Genomic DNA, 22,712 nt, shown 5'->3' on the forward strand with positions numbered 1-22,712 from the left:
CGCTGTTTCTTTGAACTAACAAAAACAACAAAATCATTCAGTTACAACGTTTCTTACCTCAGCAGGGCCGGGGTTGTACCATCCCCATCCGCCATAGCCGTACCCCCAGGGGCGGGGACCCAGCATCCACGGGTCGATGGGCTGCGGGGGCATCACCACCTGCTGCACCACGTTCCAGCGTTTGTAGCCGGTGGCGTTCATCAGCATAAATTTGTAGGGCGTGCTACCCACCTTGCCATCCACCACCCCGGCAATCGGCCCGACAACGGTCACCAGCTGACCCCGGAAGTCCACCGGATCGAGGAAGCCGTTAACATCGGCAAAGATTCGCCCGCGCGAGGGTTCGCCCAGTTCCGGCCGCGCACCGCTGTCCAGCGGCACGGTAGCGATTTCTAAGCGGGTTTTACCCTGCTGGTTCTGCACGTTGACCACCTTGCCGCCAAAGCGCGCTTCCTGACCAACGTACAGCTGCGGGGCGTTCATCACCCGCACCAAATCCTGCTGCGGCGTGGGGCTGGTGCCTTTAATGGCATCCGGCACCGATACGCAGCCGCTCAGCGCAACGGCAACCGCCGCGGCCAACAGCCAGCGAACGCCCTGTTTTTGACCCGCCATGATGCGACTCCTTTTCTCAGTCTTCTTGTTACTGAGATTCACTCGCGGCCCGGAAGTTTCTTCCACGCCACCTCGTTACGCAAATAAACCGGCTCCGCTTTCTCCACGGCCACGGTTTTCCCTGCCGCCAGCAGATAACAGGCTAACGGCAGCATATCCTCTGCCGCCGGCAGCTCAATTTCGCCGCTGCTTAAGGTCAGTCCGCTCTCTTTCGCCAGATCCGGCCACGCCTGCCAGCCGGTGCCGACGGTGGCCCATTCGCCGGAAAGCTGCGCCAGCCGCTCGGCCACCGCGTCCGGTTTGAGCACCGCTTCCGTCTCTTCGCCGTGCCAGACGCCCTGCTCGTCGCGCTGGTACTCAGCCCAGTAGACTTCACCCATCCTGGCGTCAATCGCCGCCAGCACGCGGGTGGCGCCGGTTTTGCGCCAGGCGCCCTGCGCCATGGTGGCCAGCGTGGAAACGCCGATCATCGGCAGCTCCGCGCCGAGCGCCAGCCCCTGGGCGATACCGATGCCGATACGCACGCCGGTAAAGCTGCCCGGGCCGCGGCCAAAGGCCAGCGCGTCCAGCTCGGTCAGGGTGGTGCCGCTCTCGGTGAGCACCTCCTGCACCAGCGGCAGGATACGTTGGGTGTGTTCGCGGGGACAAATTTCGAAATGAGCACTAAGGGTGCCATCATTCCACAGCGCCGCGGAGCAGGCCTCTGTGGCGGTATCGATAGCCAAAATTCGCATGGGTGGTCACGCTCTCGTTACATAGTTCAGGCCTTCAGGCAGCCTGTTTACCGGCAGACGGTCAATCCGTCGCCACACCGCCCGAAGTCTAGTGGGAACCGCTAATTAACAAAATGGCGCGCAGCTTAACACATTTTAGGGCGGATTACCTTGCCGGCGGCACGGCGAGGAAGCGCACCGCCCGGCGGATATCGCGGGTCCGCGGCGCGGGCGGCAGGCTGGCCAGGAACACCGCGCCGTAAGGGCGCATCACCAGCCGGTTGTCACAGATAACCAGCACCCCACGGTCGTCGATATCGCGGATCAGCCGGCCCACCCCCTGCTTGAGGGTGATCACCGCGTCCGGGAGCTGCACTTCATCGAACGGATCGCCGCCGCGTAGCCGGCAATCTTCCATCCGCGCTTTCAGCAGCGGGTCGTCCGGCGAGGTAAACGGCAGCTTATCAATGATCACCAGCGACAGCGCGTCTCCGCGCACATCGACCCCTTCCCAGAAGCTGCTGGTGGCCACCAGCAGGGCGTTGCCGGCGCTGACGAACTGCTGCAGCAGCTGGCCTTTACTAGTCTCGCCCTGCAGCAGCACCGGCAGGGTCATGGTGGCGCGGAACTGCTCCGCCAGATCGCGCATCATGGCGTGCGAAGTACACAGCATAAAGCAGCGACCGTCGTTAGCCTCGATCAGCGGTTTAAGCATGGCCGCCAGATGGCGCGCCGCGCCGGGCTGGTTCGGCAGCGGTAGATTACGCGGTACGCAGAGCAGCGCCTGATGCTGATAGTCAAAGGGGCTAGGCAACAGCAGAGTCTGCGCCTCGTCGATCCCCAGCCGGGCGGTAAAGTGGTGTAGATCGTCATTTACCGACAGCGTCGCCGAGGTAAAGATCCAGCTTCCCGACTTCTGCGCCATCACCTCTTTAAACTTCTCGGCCACGGTCAACGGCGTCAGCGCAAGGGTAAAGTGGCGCGAGGTGCACTCATACCAGTAGCTGTAGCCCGGCTGATTGATCTCTTTCAGCCGCTTCAGACGCCCGCGATAAAGCGTGGCGCGCTCAAAGGCGGCGTCGAGCAGCGCCGAGCGCCCCAGCGAAAGTTTGGCGACGTCGTAACACAGTTCAAGAGCATCATCGAGCAGCAGCAGCGCCCGCTGAATGTGGCTGTCCGCCAGCAGCTCGCGCAGGTTGCCGCGGTAGCCCGGGTCCCCCAGCTGCAGGCGAAAATCCTGGGCGCTTTGCGCCAGGCGGTCGGCGCATTTTTGCAGCTGCTGGGTGTCTTTCAGTTCGGTGCGGTAGGCAATGGTGATGTCTTTCGCCAGATCCAGCAGCTGGCGGCTGGAGAGCGACTGGCCAAAGTACTGGCTGGCGATATCCGGCAGCTGATGGGCTTCGTCGAAGATCATCACCTCCGCCTCGGGGATCAGTTCGGCAAAGCCGCTCTCTTTGACCACCATATCGGCAAGAAACAGATGATGGTTGACCACCACCACGTCGGCGTCCATCGCTTTTTTACGCGCCTTCACCACGAAGCAATCTTTATACAGCGGGCAGTCGCTGCCGAGGCAGTTATCGTTGGTGCTGGTGACCAGCGGCCAGGCCTGGGAATCTTCCGCCACGCTGGCGCAGGTGCTGATATCGCCATCCTGGGTTTGGTTCGACCAGGAGCGCAGGAGGATCACGTCGCTGAGGGTTTGCACCGGCAGATCGCCGCCCGCCAGCGCCTGCTGTTCCAGGCGTTCGAGGCACAGGTAGTTGGAGCGCCCTTTTAGCAGCGCCAGTTTGCCGGTGAATTTGAGCGCTTTGGCGACGGTGGGCAGATCGCGGCTGTAGAGCTGATCCTGCAGCGCTTTCGACCCGGTGGAGATAATCACCTTTTTTTTCGCCCGCAGCGCCGGCGCCAGGTAAGCGTAGGTTTTACCGGTTCCGGTCCCCGCTTCCACCACCAGCGGCCGGGAGGCCTCAATCGCTTCGCTGACCGCCACCGCCATCTGGCGCTGCGGCTCGCGCGGTTTAAATCCCGGTATGGCTTTGGCTAGCTGGCCGTCTGCTGCAAAATCGTCGATCACATTGCCCCCTGGTTATTTGGACAGTGATTATGTCAGGGAGGACGGCGTTTCGCCAGTCCGGGTAGTGACGCGAGCGGAACATTATGGCAGTCTTGCCGCTGCCGAATGGAATGCTCAAAGAGGAATGAGAAATGACAATTACGCGTATTGATGCCGAAGCCCGCTGGTCAGATGTGGTGATCCACAATCAGACCCTTTACTACACCGGCGTACCGGCGAATCTTGATGCCGATGCCTTCGAGCAGACTGCCAACACCCTGGCGCAGATTGACGCGGTGCTGGAAAAACAGGGCAGCGACAAGTCGCGTATTCTTGACGCCACTATTTTCCTTGCCGACAAAAGCGACTTTGCGGCGATGAATAAAGCCTGGGACGCCTGGGTGGTAGCCGGTCACGCCCCGGTGCGCTGCACGGTGGAAGCGACGCTGATGAACCCGCAATATAAAGTTGAGATCAAAATCATCGCCGCGGTGTAATTACTCGTCTTCGTCTTCATCTTCAAAGCGCGCGACGATCCGTTCGCCGGTATGCGTCGCGCGTAGCTCTTCCGCCACCAGGGCAATCGCCTGGCCGCTGCTCATCCCCTGGGCCATCAGTTCCTGGATACGTTCGACCGCTTTTTGCTGTTGCTCGTGGCTCAGCGAAGGTAAACCTGCAAACATCTTGTACTCCTGCTACATTGTGGGGCGTAATTATTTCACGCCGTCCCCGCCTACGCCAGAGGGACGGTAACGTTCAGGATCGAGAAAGATGTTGTCCCCCGCGATTATTACCCTGCCCTGGCGCCCGGATGCCGCCGAATACTATTTTACGCCGTTAAGCGCCACGCCCTGGGCGATGCTGCTGCATTCCGGCTTTGCCGACCATCCGCATAACCGTTTTGATATCCTGGTGGCGGCCCCGCGCGCCACGTTGCTGACGCGCGGTGAACAGACCTGGATCGATGACGGCGAGACCGTTTGTGTCTCGGCTGACGATCCGCTGCAACTGCTTCAGCAGCAGCTGGATCGTCAGCCGTTCACGCCGCAGCCCCATGAGGATCTGCCGTTTCTTGGCGGCGCGCTGGGGCTTTTCGGTTACGATCTGGGCCGCCGTTTTGAGCGACTTCCCGCTGCCGCGCAGGCCGATATCGCGCTGCCGGATATGGCGGTGGGGATTTATGACTGGGCGCTGATCGTCGACCATCAGCGCCAGCAGGTGTCGCTGCTCAGCTATGACGACCCGCAGCAGCGTCTGCAGTGGCTGGAGGCGCAAACGCCGACGCCGGGTGAAACCTTCGCCCTGACCTCGGCCTGGCAGTCAAATATGAACCGCCAGCAGTATGGCGAGAAATTTCGTCAGGTGCAGGCCTATCTGCGCAGCGGTGACTGCTATCAGGTCAACCTCGCCCAGCGTTTTCAGGCCCGCTACGTCGGGGATGAATGGCTGGCCTTCCGCCGGCTGAACGCCGCCAACCGCGCCCCCTTTAGCGCCTTCATCCGCCTTGCGGAAGGGGCGATTTTAAGCCTGTCGCCGGAGCGATTTATTCAGCTCCGCCAGGGTGAGATCCAGACGCGCCCGATTAAGGGCACCCTGCCGCGGCTCGATTCGCCGCTGGCGGATGCGCAGCAGGCGGAGAAGCTGGCGAACTCGCCGAAAGACCGCGCTGAGAATTTAATGATTGTCGACCTGATGCGCAACGACATCGGCCGCGTCGCCGTCCCGGGCAGCGTGCGGGTCCCCGAGCTGTTCGTGGTGGAGCCGTTCCCGGCGGTCCATCATCTGGTCAGCACCATCACCGCCCGCCTGCCGGCGACGCTTCATGCCAGCGATCTGCTGCGCGCCGCCTTCCCCGGAGGGTCGATCACCGGCGCGCCGAAGGTACGGGCGATGGAGATTATTGATGAACTGGAACCCCAGCGACGCAACGCCTGGTGCGGGAGCGTCGGCTATCTGAGCTATTGCGGCAATATGGATACCAGCATCACCATTCGCACCCTGACGGCCTGGCAGGGGCAACTGTATTGCTCCGCCGGGGGCGGTATCGTCGCGGACAGCGAGGAAGATGCGGAATATCAGGAAACTTTTGATAAAGTTAATCGTATCCTGCACCAACTGGAGAACTAGACCATGGCGGACCACGCCCTCAATCTGGATGATTTTCTGTCCCGCTTCCAGCTGCTGCGCCCTCAGCCTTCGCGCCATGCGCTCAATCAGCGGCAGGCGGCGGTACTGGTGCCGATCGTGCGCCGGCCGCAGCCTGGCCTGCTGCTGACCCAGCGCTCGCCGCTGCTGCGCAAGCACGCCGGCCAGGTCGCCTTTCCCGGCGGGGCGGTAGATAATACCGATGCGACCCTTATCGCCGCCGCTCTGCGCGAAGCCCAGGAAGAGGTGGCGATCCCGCCGGAGACGGTTGAGGTGATTGGCGTTCTGCCGCCGGTGGACAGCGTCACCGGCTTCCAGGTGACGCCGGTGGTGGGTATTATTCCGCCGGATCTGCACTATCACGCCAGCCAGGACGAAGTCTCCGCGGTATTTGAAATGCCGCTCGCCGAGGCCCTGCGCCTCGGGCGCTATCATCCGCTCGATATCCACCGCCGGGGCAACGACCACCGCGTCTGGCTCTCCTGGTACCAGCATTATTTTGTCTGGGGGATGACCGCCGGGATCATTCGCGAGCTGGCGCTGCAGATAGGCGCGCGCCCTTAGCTATACTGATTATGAGAGGGCGCTCTCACTATTAGTAAAATCGCGGTTATCCATTAGTTTAATTCATGTGAATAGTTGAACTGACAGGGCGCTTCCCTCTTACACTATGCGCAGTTATTACATCGTTACCGCACCCGCGGTAACCCTGTCAGGAGTATTATCGTGATTAGTCTATTCGACATGTTCAAGGTGGGGATTGGTCCCTCATCTTCCCACACTGTTGGCCCGATGAAGGCCGGTAAACAGTTCGTCGATGACCTGGTCGAAAAAGGATTGCTTAATGCAGTGACCCGCGTGGCGGTTGACGTCTACGGTTCGCTGTCATTAACCGGCAAAGGCCACCATACGGACATCGCCATTATCATGGGACTGGCGGGCAATCAGCCCGATACGGTCGATATAGACGCGATACCGGCATTTATCCGTGACGTCGAGACACGCGGCCGTCTGCTGCTGGCCAACGGTCAGCACGAAGTCGACTTCCCGGCGGATGACGGCATGCGTTTTCGCAGCGACAATCTGCCGCTGCACGAAAACGGCATGACCATTCATGCCTGGGCCGGCGAGAAAGAGATCTACTGCAAGACCTATTACTCGATTGGCGGCGGCTTTATCGTCGACGAAGAGCACTTCGGCAAAGAAAACGCCAACGAACTGCAGGTGCCCTACCCGTTTAAATCGGCGCAGGAAATGCTGGCCTACTGCAAAGAGACCGGCCTGTCGCTCTCCGGGATGGTAATGCAGAACGAGCTGGCGCTGCACAGCAAAAAAGAGATCGAGGACTATTTCGCTAATGTCTGGCAGACCATGCGCGCCTGTATCGACCGCGGCATGAACACCGAAGGCGTGCTGCCTGGCCCGCTGCGCGTGCCGCGTCGCGCCTCGGCGCTGCGTCGTCTGCTGGTGGCCAGCGATAAGCTCTCCAGCGATCCGATGAACGTGGTTGACTGGGTCAACATGTTCGCGCTGGCGGTCAATGAAGAGAACGCCGCCGGCGGTCGCGTGGTGACCGCGCCGACCAACGGCGCCTGCGGCATCGTTCCGGCGGTACTCGCCTATTACGATCACTTTATCGAATCCGTCAGCCCGGAGATCTATATCCGCTACTTTATGGCCTGCGGTGCGATCGGCGCGCTGTACAAGATGAATGCCTCCATTTCCGGCGCCGAAGTCGGCTGTCAGGGCGAAGTGGGCGTCGCCTGCTCGATGGCGGCGGCGGGTCTGGCTGAACTGCTCGGCGCCAGCCCGGAGCAGGTCTGCGTGGCGGCGGAGATCGGCATGGAACACAACCTCGGCCTGACCTGCGACCCGGTCGCCGGCCAGGTACAGGTGCCGTGCATAGAACGTAACGCCATCGCCTCCGTGAAAGCGATCAACGCCGCGCGGATGGCGATGCGCCGCACCAGCGAACCGCGCGTCTCGCTCGATAAAGTGATCGAGACCATGTACGAAACCGGCAAAGACATGAACGCCAAGTACCGCGAAACCTCGCGAGGCGGCCTGGCGATTAAAGTTCAGTGTGACTAACATGTTGGCTTTCGCCTGCCGCCTCCCGGGGCGCAGGCGCGGAGCGAGGGTAACTAAAAGCCCCTGCCTTCCTGATGCGCCCTCCGTGGCGCATTTTCTTTTTTCTATACCTGGCGATATTCTGCCACTACAATTGCTCTATTAAATAAGCCACGCTTAACCTCTCGTCCTGTCGACAGGGTGTCGCACATGCAGACTGCACAAAAAGTCATTACGGCCTATCGCCGCAAACGCATTATAGTCTGCCTGCTGGTCGCCCTGGTGACCCTGGGCGCCACCTTAGCCATTCGATTTATTTCGCAGCGTAGCGAAAATGAAGACTATATTCGCACGGCCGCCAGCCAGCGGGTGGCGGCGCTGAATAATATCCTGCGCCCGCTGAGCGCGGAGCGCACCACCCTGCTTCCTCTGGTGGGCAAACGCTGCCCGGATATCCATCTGACCCTGCGCAAAATGGCAGCCTCGTTGCAGACCGTTCGTTCCGTCGTCCTCGTGACGGACGGTATCGTTTACTGTTCGAGTATTTTCGGGCCACGGCAGGCGGATTTACACCAGCTGCAGCCCTCGCTGCCAGCCCCCCATCCCTTATTGCTCTTTTCAACCGAGAAATCGCTGCTTAAAGGGACGCCGGTATTGATCCAGTGGTACCCCACCCCGGAAAGCGGCCAGGACGGCGTGATGTTGATTGTCAATATCGAGCTGCTGGGGACCTTAATTCTCAACGAAAAATCATCCCTGATAAGCGACGTCAGCCTGCAGGTTGGCGATCGTTATTTTAGCAGCCGCGATGGGCTTCTCGATAAAACGCATACCCCGCAGGGAACGGTGATTTATCGCCTACGCTCTGGCGAGTTTCCGTTTACCATCAACATCAACGGCCCTGGCGCATCGACAATCGCCCTCGAAGAACTGCCCGGCGAGCTGCCGCTGGCGCTGATCTTCAGCCTGCTAATGACCGGCATCGCCTGGCTGGCCACCGCCGGAAGAATGAGCTTCTCGCGGGAGATAAGCCTCGGTATTTCCGCCCGGGAGTTTGCCCTCTGGTGCCAGCCGCTGCAGGATGCGCGCAGCGGCCGCTGCTGCGGGGTGGAGATCCTGCTGCGCTGGAACAACCCTCGCCGCGGAGCGATTTCGCCGGAGGTGTTTATTCCCATCGCCGAAGGGGACAATCTGATCATTCCCCTCACCCGCTACGTCATTGCCGAAACCGCCCGCCGTCTGGATGCTTTTCCCAGCGACCGCCAATTTCATATCGCCATTAACGTCGCTGCCCGCCACTTCGCCAACGGCTTACTGCTGCATGACCTGCATAATTACTGGTTCAGCATGAACCCGGTACAACAGCTGGTGGTCGAGCTGACCGAACGCGATGTCCTGCAGGATGGCGACCAGCATATGGCCGAAGATCTGCACCTGAAAGGCGTACAGCTGGCGATCGATGACTTTGGCACCGGCAACAGTTCGCTCTCATGGCTGGAAAAACTGCGCCCGGACGTGCTGAAGATTGACCGCTCGTTTACCAGCTCGGTGGGGATAGACAGCGTCAATGCCACGGTGACCGATATCATTATCTCCCTAGCCAACCGGCTGAATATTATTACCGTTGCCGAAGGGGTGGAGACGCTGGAGCAGGAAAGCTACCTCAGAAACCACGGCGTCGATGTGCTGCAGGGGTTTTATTATGCGCGGCCGATGCCGGTGGAGGCGTTCCCGGCGTGGCTGGCCAGTCAAGAGGCAACAGAATAACTCGCCGGCCCCCACGGGGACCGGCGCGCAGGACGATTACTCTTCTTCGTCGCTCGGCGGACGGGTGACCACCGCGCGTACCAGATCGACCCGGTAGTCATTCGCTTCCACCACGGTGAAATGCAGCGGCGGCAGCGACACCACGTCGCCAATGCGCGGGATATGGCCATTGGCGGAGATCACCAGACCGGCAACGGTGGCAATATCCTCATCGTCATTGATCAGCGGATCCAGCCCCAGCGCCTGCTGCAGCGCATGCAGGTCGGTCGACCCCTTAATAAGCCAGCCGTCGCCATCGATAACGATCTCCGGCGTCTCATCGGCGTCCGGGAATTCACCGGCGATCGCTTCCAGGACGTCCAGCGGCGTCACCAGCCCCTGCACCACGCCAAATTCATTGGTCACGATGACGAAACTGCCGCGCGCGCGACGCAGGACGCCGAGCAGATTGATCGGGTCCAGCGTTTCAGGCACTACAATCGCCGGAGAGGCGGAGGCCAGCGCCGCGACGTTTTCGCCCGACTCCAGGGCCACCAGCATCTCTTTCGCCCGCACGATGCCAATGATTTCGTCCAGTTCTCCGCGGCAGACCGGGAACAGGCTGTGCGGCGACGAAAGCAGCTGACGGCGAATTTCATCTTCACTCTGCTCAGCGTCCACCCAGCTGATTTCCCCGCGCGGGGTCATGATGCTGCGCAGAGAGCGCTGAGCCAGCGTCAGCACGCCGTTAATCATGTAGCGCTCTTCTTCCGCAAAGGCGCCCTCCGGTACCGGCACCGACGCCGGGCTGTCGGCGTCATGGTTGACGGAGGCCTGTTTACGGCCGCCCATCAGGCGCAGGATCGCATCCGCGGTACGGGCGCGCAGCGGCAGCGTCGACTGGTGACGAACAAAGTTGCGGCGCGCCACCTGGTTAAAGAACTCAATGATGATCGAGAAACCGATCGCCGCGTACAGGTACCCTTTCGGAATATGGAAGCCAAACCCTTCCGCCACCAGGCTCAGGCCGATCATCAACAGGAAGCTCAGACAGAGCACCACCACCGTCGGGTGCTGGTTGACAAAGCGCGTCAACGGCTTCGACGCCAGCAGCATCATAATCATCGCGATCACGACCGCCGCCATCATCACCGGCAGATGGTTCACCATCCCGACCGCGGTGATCACCGCATCCAGAGAGAAGACAGCATCCAGCACCACGATCTGCAGTACCACCACCCAGAAACTGGCATAGCCTTTCCCGTGACCGGCGTCATGCTGGCGGTTTTCCAGCCGTTCATGCAGCTCGGTTGTCGCCTTGAACAGCAAGAAGATCCCGCCGAGCAGCATGATGAGGTCACGCCCTGAAAAGGAGAAATCGGCGATAGTAATCAGCGGCTTAGTCAGCGTCACCATCCAGGAGATCACCGACAGCAGCCCCAGGCGCATCACCAGCGCCAGCGACAGGCCGATCAGTCGCGCTTTATCACGCTGCTTCGGCGGCAGCTTGTCCGCCAGGATGGCAATAAACACCAGGTTATCGATACCGAGCACAATTTCCAGAACGATAAGCGTCAACAGGCCGGCCCAGATTGAGGGATCCATTAACAATTCCATGTGCGACTCCGGTTAGCGGCAACGTCAGTCATCGCCATGTCATGCACGGACGCGACAATAGATGCTGAGAGATAAGCGTGATGCGTGGAGGTGGCAACCAGGTGCCAGAAAGTGAAAAGACGTCGATGACGGTCCATACTGCGGGCTATGCCCTATACTCCTGAGTAATTAAACGGAAGTTAAACATAGCAAAATATAGATCGAAATTGGAAAAGATTTACCTGAATTTGCAATAACTAAGGCTATTTTTTGCGCTGCAAAATTATTACCAGGCGATGCCTGATTAACGGATCTTCATCACATTAATTATTTTTTCACTGTCTAAAATAATTCGCGGTAGTAACTATTTTCTATCTTACACCCTAACTGAATCGATTTTGTCCTCAAGAGTGATTCAGGATGTATCAAAGCAGATGATGCATTCACGATAATAAAGGAGGTAGCAAGTGACGATTGCTATTGTAATAGGCACACATGGTTGGGCTGCAGAACAGCTGCTGAAAACAGCAGAGATGCTGTTGGGCGAGCAGGAAAACGTTGGCTGGATCGATTTCGTTCCGGGTGAAAACGCCGAAACGCTGATCGAGAAATACAATGCCCAGTTGGCAAAACTGGATACCAGTAAAGGCGTGCTGTTTCTCGTCGATACATGGGGAGGCAGCCCGTTCAACGCTGCGAGCCGCATTGTCGTCGATAAAGAGCATTACGAAGTCATCGCCGGCGTCAACATCCCGATGCTGGTGGAAACCTTCATGGCCCGCGATGACGATCCTTCCTTTGATGAGCTGGTGGCCTTAGCGGTAGAGACCGGCAGCGAAGGCGTGAAAGCGCTGAAGGCCAAACCGGTGGAAAAAGCGGCCCCTGCGCCCGCTCCTGCCGCGGCGCCAAAAGCCGCCGCCCCGGCCAAACCGATGGGCCCGAATGACTACATGGTCATTGGCCTTGCGCGTATCGACGACCGCCTGATCCATGGTCAGGTCGCCACCCGCTGGACCAAAGAGACCAACGTCACCCGCATCATCGTCGTCAGCGATGAAGTCGCCGCGGATACCGTGCGCAAAACCCTGTTGACCCAGGTTGCGCCGCCGGGCGTCACCGCCCACGTGGTGGACGTCGCCAAAATGATCCGCGTCTACAACAACCCGATGTACGCCGGACAGCGCGTGATGCTGCTGTTTACTAACCCGACCGACGTTGAGCGCGTCGTCGAGGGCGGCGTGAAAATCACCAGCGTCAACATCGGCGGTATGGCGTTCCGCCAGGGCAAAACCCAGGTTAACAACGCGATTTCGGTCGATGCCAAAGATATTGAGGCGTTTAACAAGCTGAACGCACGCGGTATCGAGCTGGAGGCACGTAAAGTGTCCACCGACCCGAAACTGAAAATGATGGATCTGATCGCCAAGGTTGATAAATAACCCGGACGATCGCGCCCCAGTTTTCACTTTAAGACTTAATCAACAGGAGAAGTACAATGGAGATTACCCTTCTTCAGATTGTGCTGGTGTTCATCGTCGCGTGTATTGCGGGTATGGAGTCGGTGCTTGATGAATTTCAGTTCCACCGTCCTCTGGTCGCCTGTACGCTGATCGGCGCCGTTCTCGGCGATATGAAAACCGGTATTATCATCGGCGGTACGCTGGAAATGATCGCCCTGGGCTGGATGAACATCGGTGCGGCGGTTGCCCCTGATGCCGCGCTGGCGTCCATTATTTCCACCGTTCTGGTTATTGCCGGCCATCAGAGCATCGGCGCCGGCATCGCGCTGGCTATCCCGCTGGCGGCTGCAGGCCAGGTGCTGACCATCATCGTGCGTACCATCACCGTAGCCTTCCAGCACGCAGCGGATAAAGCGGCGGAGAATGGCAACCTGACCGCCCTGTCGTGGCTGCACGTCTCATCCCTGTTCCTGCAGGCGATGCGTATCGCTATCCCGGCCGTCATCGTGGCCATTTCCGTCGGTACCAGCGAAGTCCAGGGCCTGCTGAATGCGATCCCTGAAGTGGTTACCAGCGGCCTGAACATCGCCGGCGGCATGATCGTGGTTGTAGGTTACGCGATGGTCATCAATATGATGCGCGCGGGCTACCTGATGCCGTTCTTCTACCTCGGCTTCGTCACCGCCGCCTTCACCAACTTCAACCTGGTGGCCCTGGGCGTGATTGGCGCGGTCATGGCAATCCTCTACATCCAGCTGAGCCCGAAATATAACCGCGTCGCCGGTGCCCCGGCTCAGGCGGCTGGTAACAACGATCTCGATAACGAACTGGACTAACAGGTGAGCGAAATGGTTGATATGACTAAAAATACCACCGAGAAAAAACTCACTCAGAGTGATATTCGTGGCGTGTTCATTCGTTCTAACCTGTTCCAGGGTTCATGGAACTTCGAACGTATGCAGGCGCTGGGCTTCTGCTTCTCTATGGTTCCGGCGATTCGTCGTCTCTACCCGGAGAACAACGATGCGCGTAAGCAGGCGATTAAGCGTCACCTTGAGTTCTTCAATACCCATCCTTACGTTGCCGCGCCGGTACTGGGCGTAACGCTGGCGATGGAAGAGCAGCGCGCCAATGGCGCAGAGATTGACGATGGCGCCATCAACGGCATCAAAGTCGGTCTGATGGGGCCGCTGGCCGGCGTCGGCGACCCGATCTTCTGGGGTACGGTGCGTCCGGTGTTCGCGGCCTTAGGCGCCGGGATCGCGATGAGCGGAAGCCTGCTCGGACCACTGCTGTTCTTTATCCTGTTCAACGCGGTGCGACTACTGACCCGCTACTATGGCGTCGCCTACGGTTACCGCAAAGGCGTGGACATCGTGAAAGATATGGGCGGCGGCTTCCTGCAGAAACTGACTGAGGGGGCGTCAATCCTCGGCCTGTTTGTCATGGGGGCGCTGGTTAACAAGTGGACGCACGTGAACATTCCGATGGTGGTGTCAAAAATCACCGGCTCTGACGGACAGGTTCACGTCACCACGGTGCAGACGATCCTCGACCAGCTGATGCCGGGCCTGGTACCGCTGCTGTTGACCTTCGCCTGTATGTGGCTGCTGCGTAAGAAAGTTAACCCGCTGTGGATCATCGTTGGCTTCTTTGTCATCGGTATCGCGGGCTACGCTGTCGGTCTGCTGGGTCTGTAATTTCCAGGTTGTACGCCGGGGGCTTGCCCCCGGCTTTTTTTTATCAGGAGGAACGCAAAGCAATGACATTCACGGACCTGGTGATCATCCTGTTTATCCTTGCGCTACTGGCCTACGCGGTGTATGACCAGTTTATTATGCCGAGGCGCAACGGCCCGGTGCTGCTGGCCATCCCCCTGCTTCGCCGCAGCCGCGTTGACGGCATGATCTTTGTCGGCCTCATCGCCATTCTGATCTATAACAACATCACCCAGCACGGCACCGCGATCACCACCTGGCTATTATCTGCGCTGGCGCTGATGGGACTCTATTTATTCTGGATCCGTACGCCGAAAATCATTTTTAAACCGCGCGGCTTTTTCTTCGCCAACGTGTGGATAGAATATCAGCGAATTAAAGAGATGAATTTATCCGAAGACGGCGTACTGGTGATGCAATTAGAGCAACGGCGGCTGCTGATTCGCGTACGAAATATCGACGATCTGGAAAAAATATACAAACTTCTCGTTTCAACTCAATGAGTTAAAAATATAGCCAACGCTATGTTTTTTCAGATTTCGTCTGGGGAATTATATAGCCATGGCTATATTTCCCCCTCTGCCCTTCTGTTTTTCATTAACTATTTATTTACTTATAAATTCAAATGAAAATCGTTATCATTTGGTTATTAAAATAGCCCTCTTCTGTTATTGTTTTATATTCTAAAAATATGTTAAGGTTGCGCCCGTCGTTGGGGAGTAGCCGATTTCCTGCCCGTCAGGAAATGTACGTGTCAACATACTCGTTGCAAAACGTGGCACGTACGGGTTGAAGTGATTCAATCAGGCGAGACCATAGATACATCACTGCTGTACGTATTGCTCAGCCATTGAGCGGCTCCGCGTATATTTACTGGGGGCAGCGATGTGTCATATGGATTATCCCCGGTCAGGACAGGCACATGAATTTATCCGCAACCCTTCTTCTCGCTTTCGGCATGTCTATGGACGCCTTCGCGGCCTCTATCGGCAAAGGCGCCACCCTGCATAAACCCAAATTCTCAGAAGCTGTACGCACCGGGCTGATTTTTGGCGCCATTGAAACCCTGACGCCGCTGGTCGGCTGGGGACTGGGCATGCTGGCCAGCCAGTTTGTGCTCGAGTGGAATCACTGGATTGCTTTTATTCTGCTGGTGTTTCTCGGCGGGCGGATGATTGTCGAAGGGCTTCGCGGCGATAGCGACGAGGCGTGCGAGGCGCCTCGCCGGCATGGCTTCTGGCTGCTGGTCACCACCGCCTTCGCCACCAGCCTTGACGCGATGGCCGTCGGCGTCGGTCTGGCCTTCCTGCAGGTCAGCATTGTGACCACCGCGCTGGCGATCGGCTGCGCCACCTTTATCATGTCGACGCTGGGGATCATGGTGGGTCGCTTTATCGGCCCGCTGCTGGGCAAGCGGGCCGAAATTCTCGGCGGTATCGTACTGATTGGCATCGGCAGCGAAATTCTCTGGAGCCATTTCGCCGGTTAAGCTTTACTCCTCACGCTGCCAGCAATGGATCATAAAATCGGTCTGGCAGCCAAAGGTCGCCTGCTGACGCAGCGCGTCATGCACTTCGGCTTTGGCCCGCCACGCGAACGGCGTCATCTGCAGCAGGGCCTGCGCTTCACTTCCCGTCAGGGTCATCGGATAAGCCAGCTGCTGCTGAGCATCCAGGCGGAACCCCGGCATCGCTTCCGTCTTCAGCTCATGCAGGCGGATCTCATCGTAAATCAGCCCTTTCAGCTCCAGCAGATGGCGAGGGCCCGGCGTGGCAGTGATCACCCATCCGCCAGGCCGCACCACCCGCGCCAGCTCACCGGCGTTGCAGGGGGCGTAAATGCGCACCACCGCATCGAAGCTGTTATCGGAGAATGGCAGCCGCTGGCTGGAGGCGACGCAAAAATTCACCTGCGGATAGCGTTTCGCCGCCGCGCGGATTGCCGGCTTCGACACGTCCAGCCCCCAGCTGCGGCTGGCGATGGCGGCAAATGCGTGGGTGTAATAGCCTTCGCCGCAGCCGATATCCAGTAATGCCTGAGGGGCAGCGTGCCGCAGTCGCTCAGCGATAGCGTCCCGCAGCGGCTGATAATGCCCGGCGTCGAGGAACGCCCGGCGGGCCTGCATCATCTCAGCGCTGTCGCCGGGATCGCGCGACCGTTTGAACTGCACCGGTAGCAGATTGACGTACCCCTCTTTCGCCAGATCGAACTGGTGCCGCTGCGGGCAGGAATAGTGATTGTCGCTACGGCTGAGCGGCGCGTGGCAAAGGGGGCAACTGTATGACATGACGGCTCCGGTGTCGCTGAAAGGGCGAAAGTGTAGCGCTATTCGCCCCTGCAGACCACTGTTACAGCGCCGGCGCCAGCGGGTGGCTGTCGTGCATAACGATCAGATTCTCCGCCCCTTGTGGCATGCCGTCCGGCATGACGTTCTCCAGCCGCAGGACATCGCCCATAATCTGGCTGAATACCGGGGCGGAAACGGCCCCGCCGTAATAGGAGCCATTGCTCGGATCGTTCATCACTACAACCAGCGCGAACTGCGGACGGCTGGCGGGCGCCACGCCGGCGGTATAGGCGACATATTTGTCGATATATTTGCCGTCCGGACCGATTTTCTTCGCCGTCCCCGTTTTTACCGCCACCCGGTAGTCGCGCACCGCCGCTTTGGTACCGCCCCCGCCCGGGAGCGCCACGCTCTCCATCATATGCTCCACGCTGTGAACAATATTCTCCGGCATTACGCGCGTGCCAATCACCGGCGGGTCGATGCGGGTGATCGACAACGGTCGTTGTATGCCGAAGCCGCCGATGGTGGCGTAAACGTGCGCCAGCTGGAGCGGGGTAACCATCAAACCATAGCCGAAAGCGAAGGTGGCACGATCCAATTGCCCCCAGTAACGACGATGCGGCATCAGCCCGGCGCTTTCGCCGGTCAACCCCAACCCCGTCGGCTCGCCGAAGCCGAAAGCCGTATAGGTGTCAATCAGATGCTGCACCGGCATGGCAAGCGAGAGATGCGATACGCCGGTATCGCTGGATTTCTGCAGGATGCCGGTCAGGCTCAGCTCCGGATAATAGCCGACATCGCGGATACGGTGGCCGTCGAGGACAAACGGATGAGTGTCCACGACGCTGTCCGGCTGGACAATCCCCTGCTGCAGCGCGGTCATGATCACCAGCGGTTTGACGGTCGACCCCGGCTCGAAGGTATCGCTGATGGCCCGGTTGCGAAAATCATCCAGCGTTGCGGCATCGCGATTGTTGGGATTGAAGTCCGGATAGCTGGCCATCGCCAGGATCTCGCCGGTATCGATTTTAATCAGCACCGCCGCCCCGGACTCGGCTTTATTCCAGCGAACAGCGTTGTCGAGGGCATCTTCCGTCACCGTCTGCAGGCGCTCATCGATACTCAGCTGCAGATTATGCGCCGGCACAGGCGGTACTTCGGTAATGTTCTCAATCACATTGCCATGTTTATCTTTCCGCACCAGACGTCGCCCGGGTTTACCGGTCAGCTGGGCGTTGAAGCTTTTCTCCACCCCTTCGATGCCCTGATTATCGACATTGGTAAAGCCCAGCAGATTGGCAGCCACATGGCCTGCCGGATAGAAACGCCGCGATTCATCGCGCAGGTAGACGCCTGGCAGATGCAGTTTATCAATCCACGCCGCCTGCTCGGGATTGATCTGCCGCGCCAGATAGAGAAAGCGGGCGTGGGGATGGCTCTGTACCCGCTGGGCCAGTTCCCCGAGGTTGAGATGCAGCGCTTCGGCCATCGCCTGCCAGCGGGGTCCGTAGCCGACGCCGCCCTTCTCCATGGTGGTCTGCGGGTCGATCCAGATTGCGCTGACCGGAACGCTCACCGCCAGCGGTCGTCCTTCCCGGTCGGTGATCATTCCCCGCTCAACCGCAACGGGCTCTTCGCGCAGAGAACGCATATCCTCTTGTTTTACCAGATTATCGGGGGAAATAATCTGCAGCCAGCCCACGCGGGCCAATAGCAGTCCCAGACAACCGAGTATAGCCACGCAGAGTAACCCGAAGCGAATCGGGGTAAAGCTGGCGGCGGACTTCATTTTTTTATTTAGCACCATAGCTCCGGCATTGTTTTGCAACCAACTGATTTAACAGAAAATTAGCAAAACAGACTGCTACACAATGCTAATAAAGTTGAGTATTTGCAACAAGACGCGACGAGAGGGGGAAAAATGACATGCTTTGCAATAAAAACGCAAAAGCCCCGCGCAGGCGAGGCTTTTATACAAGAAGAGTGGTCTTGTATCAGATAGCAGTTACGTTAACTGCAGCCGGACCTTTCTGTCCGTCCTGAATTTCGAACTCAACGTTCTGGCCTTCAGCCAGAGTTTTGAAGCCGTTACCCTGGATAGCGGAGAAGTGTACGAACACATCTTTGCTGCCATCAGCCGGAGTAATGAAACCAAAACCTTTAGACTCGTTGAACCACTTAACTTGACCTTTAATCTTTGCCATTTGCAAAATTCCTTAGACTGTTTTCTTCGCCTGCTGGCGTTTACATAGATAAAACTGACACATAACTGCATGAGGCACTAATTTAAGGTTCGGCAGAGAAGCGGTATTCAACGACAACGTGTTTACTCAGGACTTCTTTACTGAAAATGCCACACATAAACAGAACTGTACCTCGTTTAACCCGAAAGGTGTTATCACACACTACGTAAATAATGGCAAGCCATTTTTAAACGTGTCTCGATCGTTCGCACAAATTATAAGGTAATCCTTTGATCGCCTGCACATTTATGCGTGTTTGTCGCCCCTGGCAAGGCGCTATGGCGTTTATCAATAACGCAAGAGCGCAGCCCGGTAACGGCAACTTTTTTACCATAGCTCAACAACTTCGCTTCGTCCAGGTATGTCCGTATACGAACTGCCAGTATACGGGCGACTGGCGGGCCGTGATGAATATTGATGCGCAAAATTCGTTATAACCCCAGACGAAAAATCGCTAAAGCCACGCCAGTGTAGTGATAATAAAACCTGTTAGTCGTCACGCTAAAAATAGTGCTAATTCTGCACCTTAATAATGAAAAAAAGATGACAGCGTCACGTTATCCAACAATAAACGCGGCGGGGATCACTTTATTTACAGCGTGTAAAAAAGGGGATAGTACATTGAGAAAGGAATAATGGAATAAGAATAAGATATTACCGCCCGCTATCATGCAGGTGCGCATCTTATGATGCACACCTGTCGAGGTACTTAGCGCTCTGCCACCAGGCGGATAAACTCGTCCTCCCCTTTCGCCTTACCGGCGACGGTCGGCTCAGCCACGTCCTCTTTTTCCGGCGCACTGGCTTCGCACAGGCGACGTAGCAGCGCATTCTGCCGCTTTTGCTGATCCAACAGCGCCTGCAGCAGTTCTATCTGCTCATTCGCCCGCGAGCTGGCGCGGTTGACGAAGAACCATAACAACAGACCGACAAGCAGCAGCGCCACAGACACGGCCAGCGATGCCAGATTTAAGATCCCAGGATTTAGTAACTCACTCATTTCACCACCTCAAAGAGAAGGCGTCCATTCTACCACCCGCGGCGCAGAAGGAAATCGGTCGTCAGAAAAATGTCTTACCACGGGATAAATTTGTTGATAGTGCAAATGCCGCTGAAAAACTGAACATCCTGGTCGCACATTACGTTAAGCATCTGAGTCCACAGCAACAGGCAGCCTGCTATGATGACTATCAGTAAAACCCACCGTAATTTTTTCACTCCACTCTCCGCATCAGTACTTTATGTCGCCAGGATAACACGGCCTTCTTAAACCGCGGCTAACTGTAATACGAAAGGCAAGTTTAGGAATCATCGACTTGTTTCAAAACGTGTTCGTGTCAAAATCACGGCAAGGATCTTACAAATAATGAGGCATCAATGCGATTAATCATTCGTACTATTGTCGTAGTGGCTATCTTATGGATTGGCGTATTATTAAGCGGCTACGGGGTATTATTCCACAGTGAAGAAAACGTCGGCGGTCTCGGCCTGAAGTGTCAATACCTCACCGCCCGTGGGGTCAGTACCGCACTTTATGTGCATTCCAATAGCGGCGTGATCGGCGTCAGCAGTTGCCCGCTGCTGCGTAAAAGCGCAACCGTCGTCGATAACGGCTAAGATCGAACCGGCGACCGCGACGATAGCGCCGCGGTCGCCGAATGCTTCAGCGCCGTGTCAGAAGGGGTAGTCGTTATATCCCATCTGCTCAGAAATCTTGCGCGCCGCCTGGTGCAGCATCGCCACATATTCATGCAAACGTTCTTCAGAGAAACGTAAGGTCGGGAAAGAGATACTCAGCCCGGCGATGACCACGCCGAAACGGTCGAATACCGGTACCCCGATGCAGCGTAGCCCCTCTTCCTGCTCTTCGTTATCTTCGCCATACCCCTGCTCGCGAACGCCATCCAGCACCTTCAGCAACTCAGCGGTACTGGTGATGGTCCGCTCGGTGCTACGTTTATACTCCACGCCGTCAAGGATCTGCTCCACTTCGCTGCGATCGCGCCACGCCAGCAGAACCTTGCCAATCGCGGTGCTGTACAGCGGGTTGCGACGGCCGATACGCGAGTACATCCGCAGGTTATACATTGAATCAATCTTGTGAATGTAAACAATACTGTCTTCATCCAGCGCGCCGAGATGGATAGTCTCTTTCGTCAGGCGGGAGAGTTCCCGCATCTGAATATCGGCGCTGCGCACCAAATCGACGTTCTGCAGCGCGCGCGCACCCAGCTCGAACAGTTTGAGCGTGAGGGAGTATTTCTCAGACTCTCCCTCCTGCGCCACATAGCCCAGTGATTTCATGGTCTGTAAAAAGCGATAAACGGTGCTTTTCGACATCATGACGCGCTGGGACAGTTCGGTAATGCCAATTTCACGCTCTTCACCCAGCGCCTGCAGGATGCCGAAAACCTTCAATACCGAAGAGACAGAATCTGGCTGTTTATCCAAATCTGCACCTGCCATTTATCACCTCGTCGTAACTGTTTTATAAAATTTAGAACCGGTTTTTATTATAAATTCGCCGCCTCTGCGCCGCAATCATTCTTCTGCCACTTCGTTACAAATCTGCGACATACTGCGGAATAATCAATGCTAAACTCTTCATTCAAAAAACCGTTTCATTCAAGACTTATATTCACCATGGATAAAAATTCATCCGATGGCGTGCCGCTGCCGCAACGCTATGGCGCCATTCTGACCATTGTGCTTGGGCTGACCATGGCCGTGCTCGACGGGGCTATCGCTAACGTTGCGCTGCCAACCATCGCCAGCGATCTTAACGCCTCACCAGCGGCTTCAATCTGGATCGTTAACGCCTACCAAATCGCCATTGTTATCGCCCTGCTGCCGCTCTCTTTCCTCGGCGACATGGTCGGCTATCGCCGTATCTATAAGATAGGCCTGGTGGTGTTTATCTTTACCTCGCTGGCCTGCGCCCTGTCGCGCAGCCTCGAAATGCTGACCTTCGCCCGCGTCGCCCAGGGACTGGGCGGCGCCGCGCTGATGAGCGTAAACACGGCGTTGATCCGCCTGATTTATCCACAGCGCTTTCTCGGTCGCGGCATGGGTATCAACTCCTTTGTCGTCGCCGTCTCTTCGGCGGCAGGCCCGACGATCGCCGCCGCCATCCTCTCCCTCGCCTCATGGCAATGGCTGTTTTTAATTAACGTGCCTCTCGGCATCGCCGCCTTTGTCCTGGCCATGCGCTTTCTGCCGCCCAACAGCGCGCGCAGCAAAATCGTCCGCTTCGATTTGCCGAGCGCCATCATGAACGCGCTGACCTTCGGGCTGTTGATCACCGCCCTGAGCGGTTTCGCCCAGGGCCAGTCCACGCAGCTGGTGCTGGCGGAGGTCGCCGCTATGCTGGTGGTAGGCTTTTTCTTCGTTCGCCGTCAGCTCACGATGCCCGTCCCGCTGCTGCCGGTCGATCTGCTGCGCATCCCGCTCTTCTCCCTCTCAATCTGCACCTCCATCTGCTCCTTCTGCGCACAGATGCTGGCGATGGTCTCTCTGCCTTTCTTCCTGCAGACAATGATGGGGCGCAGCGAAGTGGAAACCGGCCTGCTGCTGACGCCGTGGCCGCTGGCGACGATGGTGATGGCGCCGCTGGCCGGTTATTTAATCGAGAAATGCCATGCGGGGCTGCTGGGGGCCATTGGGCTGCTGGTTATGGCCTGCGGCCTGTTCGGTCTGGCGCTGCTTCCGGCGTCGCCCACCGATCTGGATATTATCTGGCGTATGGCGCTGTGCGGCGCCGGCTTCGGGCTGTTCCAGTCGCCCAACAACCACACCATTGTCGCCTCGGCGCCGAGCCATCGCAGCGGCGGCGCCAGCGGCATGCTGGGCACCGCTCGCCTGCTCGGCCAGAGCACCGGCGCCGCGCTGGTGGCCCTGCTGTTCAACCTGCTCGGCAACAGCGGCACCCACACCGCCCTGCTGCTGGCCGGCATCCTGGCGACCGTCGCGGCGCTGATTAGCGGTCTGCGCGTCACCCAGCCGCGCGCAGCCTGACGATGAAGGACAAAAAAAATCCGCAGCCTTCGGGCTGCGGATTTTT

General features: G+C 57.9%; 23 protein-coding genes and 1 pseudogene. 12 read left to right on the plus strand and 12 right to left on the minus strand.

The features are described 5' to 3' along the window. Positions 1-33: 33 nt before the first annotated feature. The 3 genes from ABLX76_RS04750 to ABLX76_RS04760 form a co-directional block, all read right to left on the minus strand. A complete protein-coding gene (locus ABLX76_RS04750) occupies positions 34-615 on the minus strand; it encodes a Slp family lipoprotein (protein ID WP_032453356.1) in 582 nt (193 codons plus the stop codon). A 38-nt stretch (positions 616-653) separates the two neighbouring features. Next, the gene (gene tsaB, locus ABLX76_RS04755) at positions 654-1,349 is read right to left on the minus strand and encodes a tRNA (adenosine(37)-N6)-threonylcarbamoyltransferase complex dimerization subunit type 1 TsaB (protein WP_023290213.1); all 696 of its coding nucleotides are present in this window, start codon (positions 1,347-1,349) and stop codon (positions 654-656) included. Positions 1,350-1,494: 145 nt separating this feature from the next. Next, the gene (locus tag ABLX76_RS04760) at positions 1,495-3,405 is read right to left on the minus strand and encodes an ATP-dependent DNA helicase (RefSeq protein WP_004175456.1); all 1,911 of its coding nucleotides are present in this window, start codon (positions 3,403-3,405) and stop codon (positions 1,495-1,497) included. Positions 3,406-3,536: 131 nt separating this feature from the next. Here ABLX76_RS04760 and ABLX76_RS04765 point away from each other — a divergent pair, with 131 nt between their 5' ends. Continuing rightward, positions 3,537-3,881 carry a RidA family protein gene (locus tag ABLX76_RS04765; protein ID WP_002910910.1) on the plus strand — a complete coding sequence of 115 codons (345 nt, stop codon included), beginning with the start codon at positions 3,537-3,539 and terminating at the stop codon, positions 3,879-3,881. Here the strand turns inward: ABLX76_RS04765 and ABLX76_RS04770 are convergent, their stop codons facing one another. Further along, complete coding sequence (locus tag ABLX76_RS04770; RefSeq protein WP_004203339.1) at positions 3,882-4,067, minus strand: YoaH family protein; 186 nt, start codon at positions 4,065-4,067, stop codon at positions 3,882-3,884. 88 nt (positions 4,068-4,155) lie between these two features. On the opposite strand from ABLX76_RS04770, the gene pabB reads away from it, so the two are divergent. The 4 genes from pabB to ABLX76_RS04790 all read left to right on the plus strand — a co-directional run bounded on the left by pabB (position 4,156) and on the right by ABLX76_RS04790 (position 9,366). Then, positions 4,156-5,511, plus strand: a complete 1,356-nt coding sequence (pabB, locus tag ABLX76_RS04775; RefSeq protein ID WP_137916237.1) for an aminodeoxychorismate synthase component 1 — start codon at positions 4,156-4,158, stop codon at positions 5,509-5,511. 3 nt (positions 5,512-5,514) lie between these two features. Beyond that, positions 5,515-6,093 carry a CoA pyrophosphatase gene (locus tag ABLX76_RS04780; RefSeq protein ID WP_023290215.1) on the plus strand — a complete coding sequence of 193 codons (579 nt, stop codon included), beginning with the start codon at positions 5,515-5,517 and terminating at the stop codon, positions 6,091-6,093. Positions 6,094-6,255: 162 nt separating this feature from the next. Further along, on the plus strand, positions 6,256-7,620 hold the full coding sequence (gene sdaA, locus ABLX76_RS04785; protein ID WP_004203344.1) for an L-serine ammonia-lyase: 1,365 nt from the start codon (positions 6,256-6,258) through the stop codon (positions 7,618-7,620). Between the two features lie 189 nt (positions 7,621-7,809). Next, complete coding sequence (locus ABLX76_RS04790) at positions 7,810-9,366, plus strand: EAL domain-containing protein (RefSeq protein WP_243806200.1); 1,557 nt, start codon at positions 7,810-7,812, stop codon at positions 9,364-9,366. Between the two features lie 36 nt (positions 9,367-9,402). Here ABLX76_RS04790 and yoaE read toward each other — a convergent pair whose 3' ends face one another. Next, complete coding sequence (gene yoaE / locus ABLX76_RS04795; protein ID WP_023290217.1) at positions 9,403-10,962, minus strand: CNNM family cation transport protein YoaE; 1,560 nt, start codon at positions 10,960-10,962, stop codon at positions 9,403-9,405. Positions 10,963-11,408: 446 nt separating this feature from the next. On the opposite strand from yoaE, the gene manX reads away from it, so the two are divergent. The 5 genes from manX (at position 11,409) to mntP (ending at position 15,608) form a co-directional block, all read left to right on the plus strand. Further along, the gene (gene manX / locus ABLX76_RS04800) at positions 11,409-12,380 is read left to right on the plus strand and encodes a PTS mannose transporter subunit IIAB (RefSeq protein ID WP_004203357.1); all 972 of its coding nucleotides are present in this window, start codon (positions 11,409-11,411) and stop codon (positions 12,378-12,380) included. Between the two features lie 56 nt (positions 12,381-12,436). Continuing rightward, positions 12,437-13,237, plus strand: coding sequence for a PTS mannose/fructose/sorbose transporter subunit IIC (locus tag ABLX76_RS04805; protein ID WP_004203359.1), 801 nt, complete (start codon positions 12,437-12,439; stop codon positions 13,235-13,237). Between the two features lie 12 nt (positions 13,238-13,249). Next, positions 13,250-14,101 carry a PTS mannose transporter subunit IID gene (locus ABLX76_RS04810; RefSeq protein WP_004145526.1) on the plus strand — a complete coding sequence of 284 codons (852 nt, stop codon included), beginning with the start codon at positions 13,250-13,252 and terminating at the stop codon, positions 14,099-14,101. A gap of 62 nt (positions 14,102-14,163) precedes the next feature. Then, the gene (locus ABLX76_RS04815) at positions 14,164-14,622 is read left to right on the plus strand and encodes a DUF986 family protein (RefSeq protein WP_023290218.1); all 459 of its coding nucleotides are present in this window, start codon (positions 14,164-14,166) and stop codon (positions 14,620-14,622) included. Positions 14,623-15,041: 419 nt separating this feature from the next. Further along, complete coding sequence (gene mntP, locus ABLX76_RS04820) at positions 15,042-15,608, plus strand: manganese efflux pump MntP (protein WP_023290219.1); 567 nt, start codon at positions 15,042-15,044, stop codon at positions 15,606-15,608. A gap of 3 nt (positions 15,609-15,611) precedes the next feature. Here mntP and rlmA read toward each other — a convergent pair whose 3' ends face one another. The 6 genes and pseudogenes from rlmA to mgrB all read right to left on the minus strand — a co-directional run bounded on the left by rlmA (position 15,612) and on the right by mgrB (position 19,870). Beyond that, entirely contained in the window at positions 15,612-16,406 is a 795-nt protein-coding gene (gene rlmA / locus ABLX76_RS04825) for a 23S rRNA (guanine(745)-N(1))-methyltransferase (protein WP_023290220.1), read from the minus strand. Between the two features lie 61 nt (positions 16,407-16,467). Next, complete coding sequence (gene ftsI / locus ABLX76_RS04830) at positions 16,468-18,216, minus strand: peptidoglycan glycosyltransferase FtsI (protein WP_032428912.1); 1,749 nt, start codon at positions 18,214-18,216, stop codon at positions 16,468-16,470. 187 nt (positions 18,217-18,403) lie between these two features. After that, entirely contained in the window at positions 18,404-18,613 is a 210-nt protein-coding gene (gene cspE / locus ABLX76_RS04835) for a transcription antiterminator/RNA stability regulator CspE (RefSeq protein WP_001062678.1), read from the minus strand. An 85-nt stretch (positions 18,614-18,698) separates the two neighbouring features. Beyond that, positions 18,699-18,770 (minus strand): annotated as a pseudogene (locus ABLX76_RS04840) (DUF2627 domain-containing protein); the annotation flags it as partial. Between the two features lie 591 nt (positions 18,771-19,361). Then, a complete protein-coding gene (locus tag ABLX76_RS04845; protein ID WP_023290222.1) occupies positions 19,362-19,652 on the minus strand; it encodes a YebO family protein in 291 nt (96 codons plus the stop codon). Positions 19,653-19,726: 74 nt separating this feature from the next. Beyond that, a complete protein-coding gene (mgrB, locus tag ABLX76_RS04850; RefSeq protein ID WP_002911375.1) occupies positions 19,727-19,870 on the minus strand; it encodes a PhoP/PhoQ regulator MgrB in 144 nt (47 codons plus the stop codon). A gap of 159 nt (positions 19,871-20,029) precedes the next feature. Between mgrB and ABLX76_RS04855 the strand changes: the two genes are divergently transcribed. Then, positions 20,030-20,269, plus strand: a complete 240-nt coding sequence (locus ABLX76_RS04855) for a YobH family protein (protein WP_023290223.1) — start codon at positions 20,030-20,032, stop codon at positions 20,267-20,269. A gap of 57 nt (positions 20,270-20,326) precedes the next feature. On the opposite strand, the gene kdgR is transcribed toward ABLX76_RS04855, so the two are convergent. Continuing rightward, positions 20,327-21,118 (minus strand): DNA-binding transcriptional regulator KdgR, encoded by a 792-nt coding sequence (kdgR, locus tag ABLX76_RS04860; protein WP_004203369.1) that lies wholly within the window; start codon positions 21,116-21,118, stop codon positions 20,327-20,329. A 177-nt stretch (positions 21,119-21,295) separates the two neighbouring features. Here kdgR and ABLX76_RS04865 point away from each other — a divergent pair, with 177 nt between their 5' ends. After that, on the plus strand, positions 21,296-22,666 hold the full coding sequence (locus ABLX76_RS04865; RefSeq protein ID WP_241516504.1) for an MFS transporter: 1,371 nt from the start codon (positions 21,296-21,298) through the stop codon (positions 22,664-22,666). Positions 22,667-22,712: the final 46 nt, after the last annotated feature.

The sequence above is a fragment of the Klebsiella sp. JB_Kp004 genome (assembly GCF_040065795.1).
GTDB lineage: Bacteria > Pseudomonadota > Gammaproteobacteria > Enterobacterales > Enterobacteriaceae > Klebsiella > Klebsiella quasipneumoniae.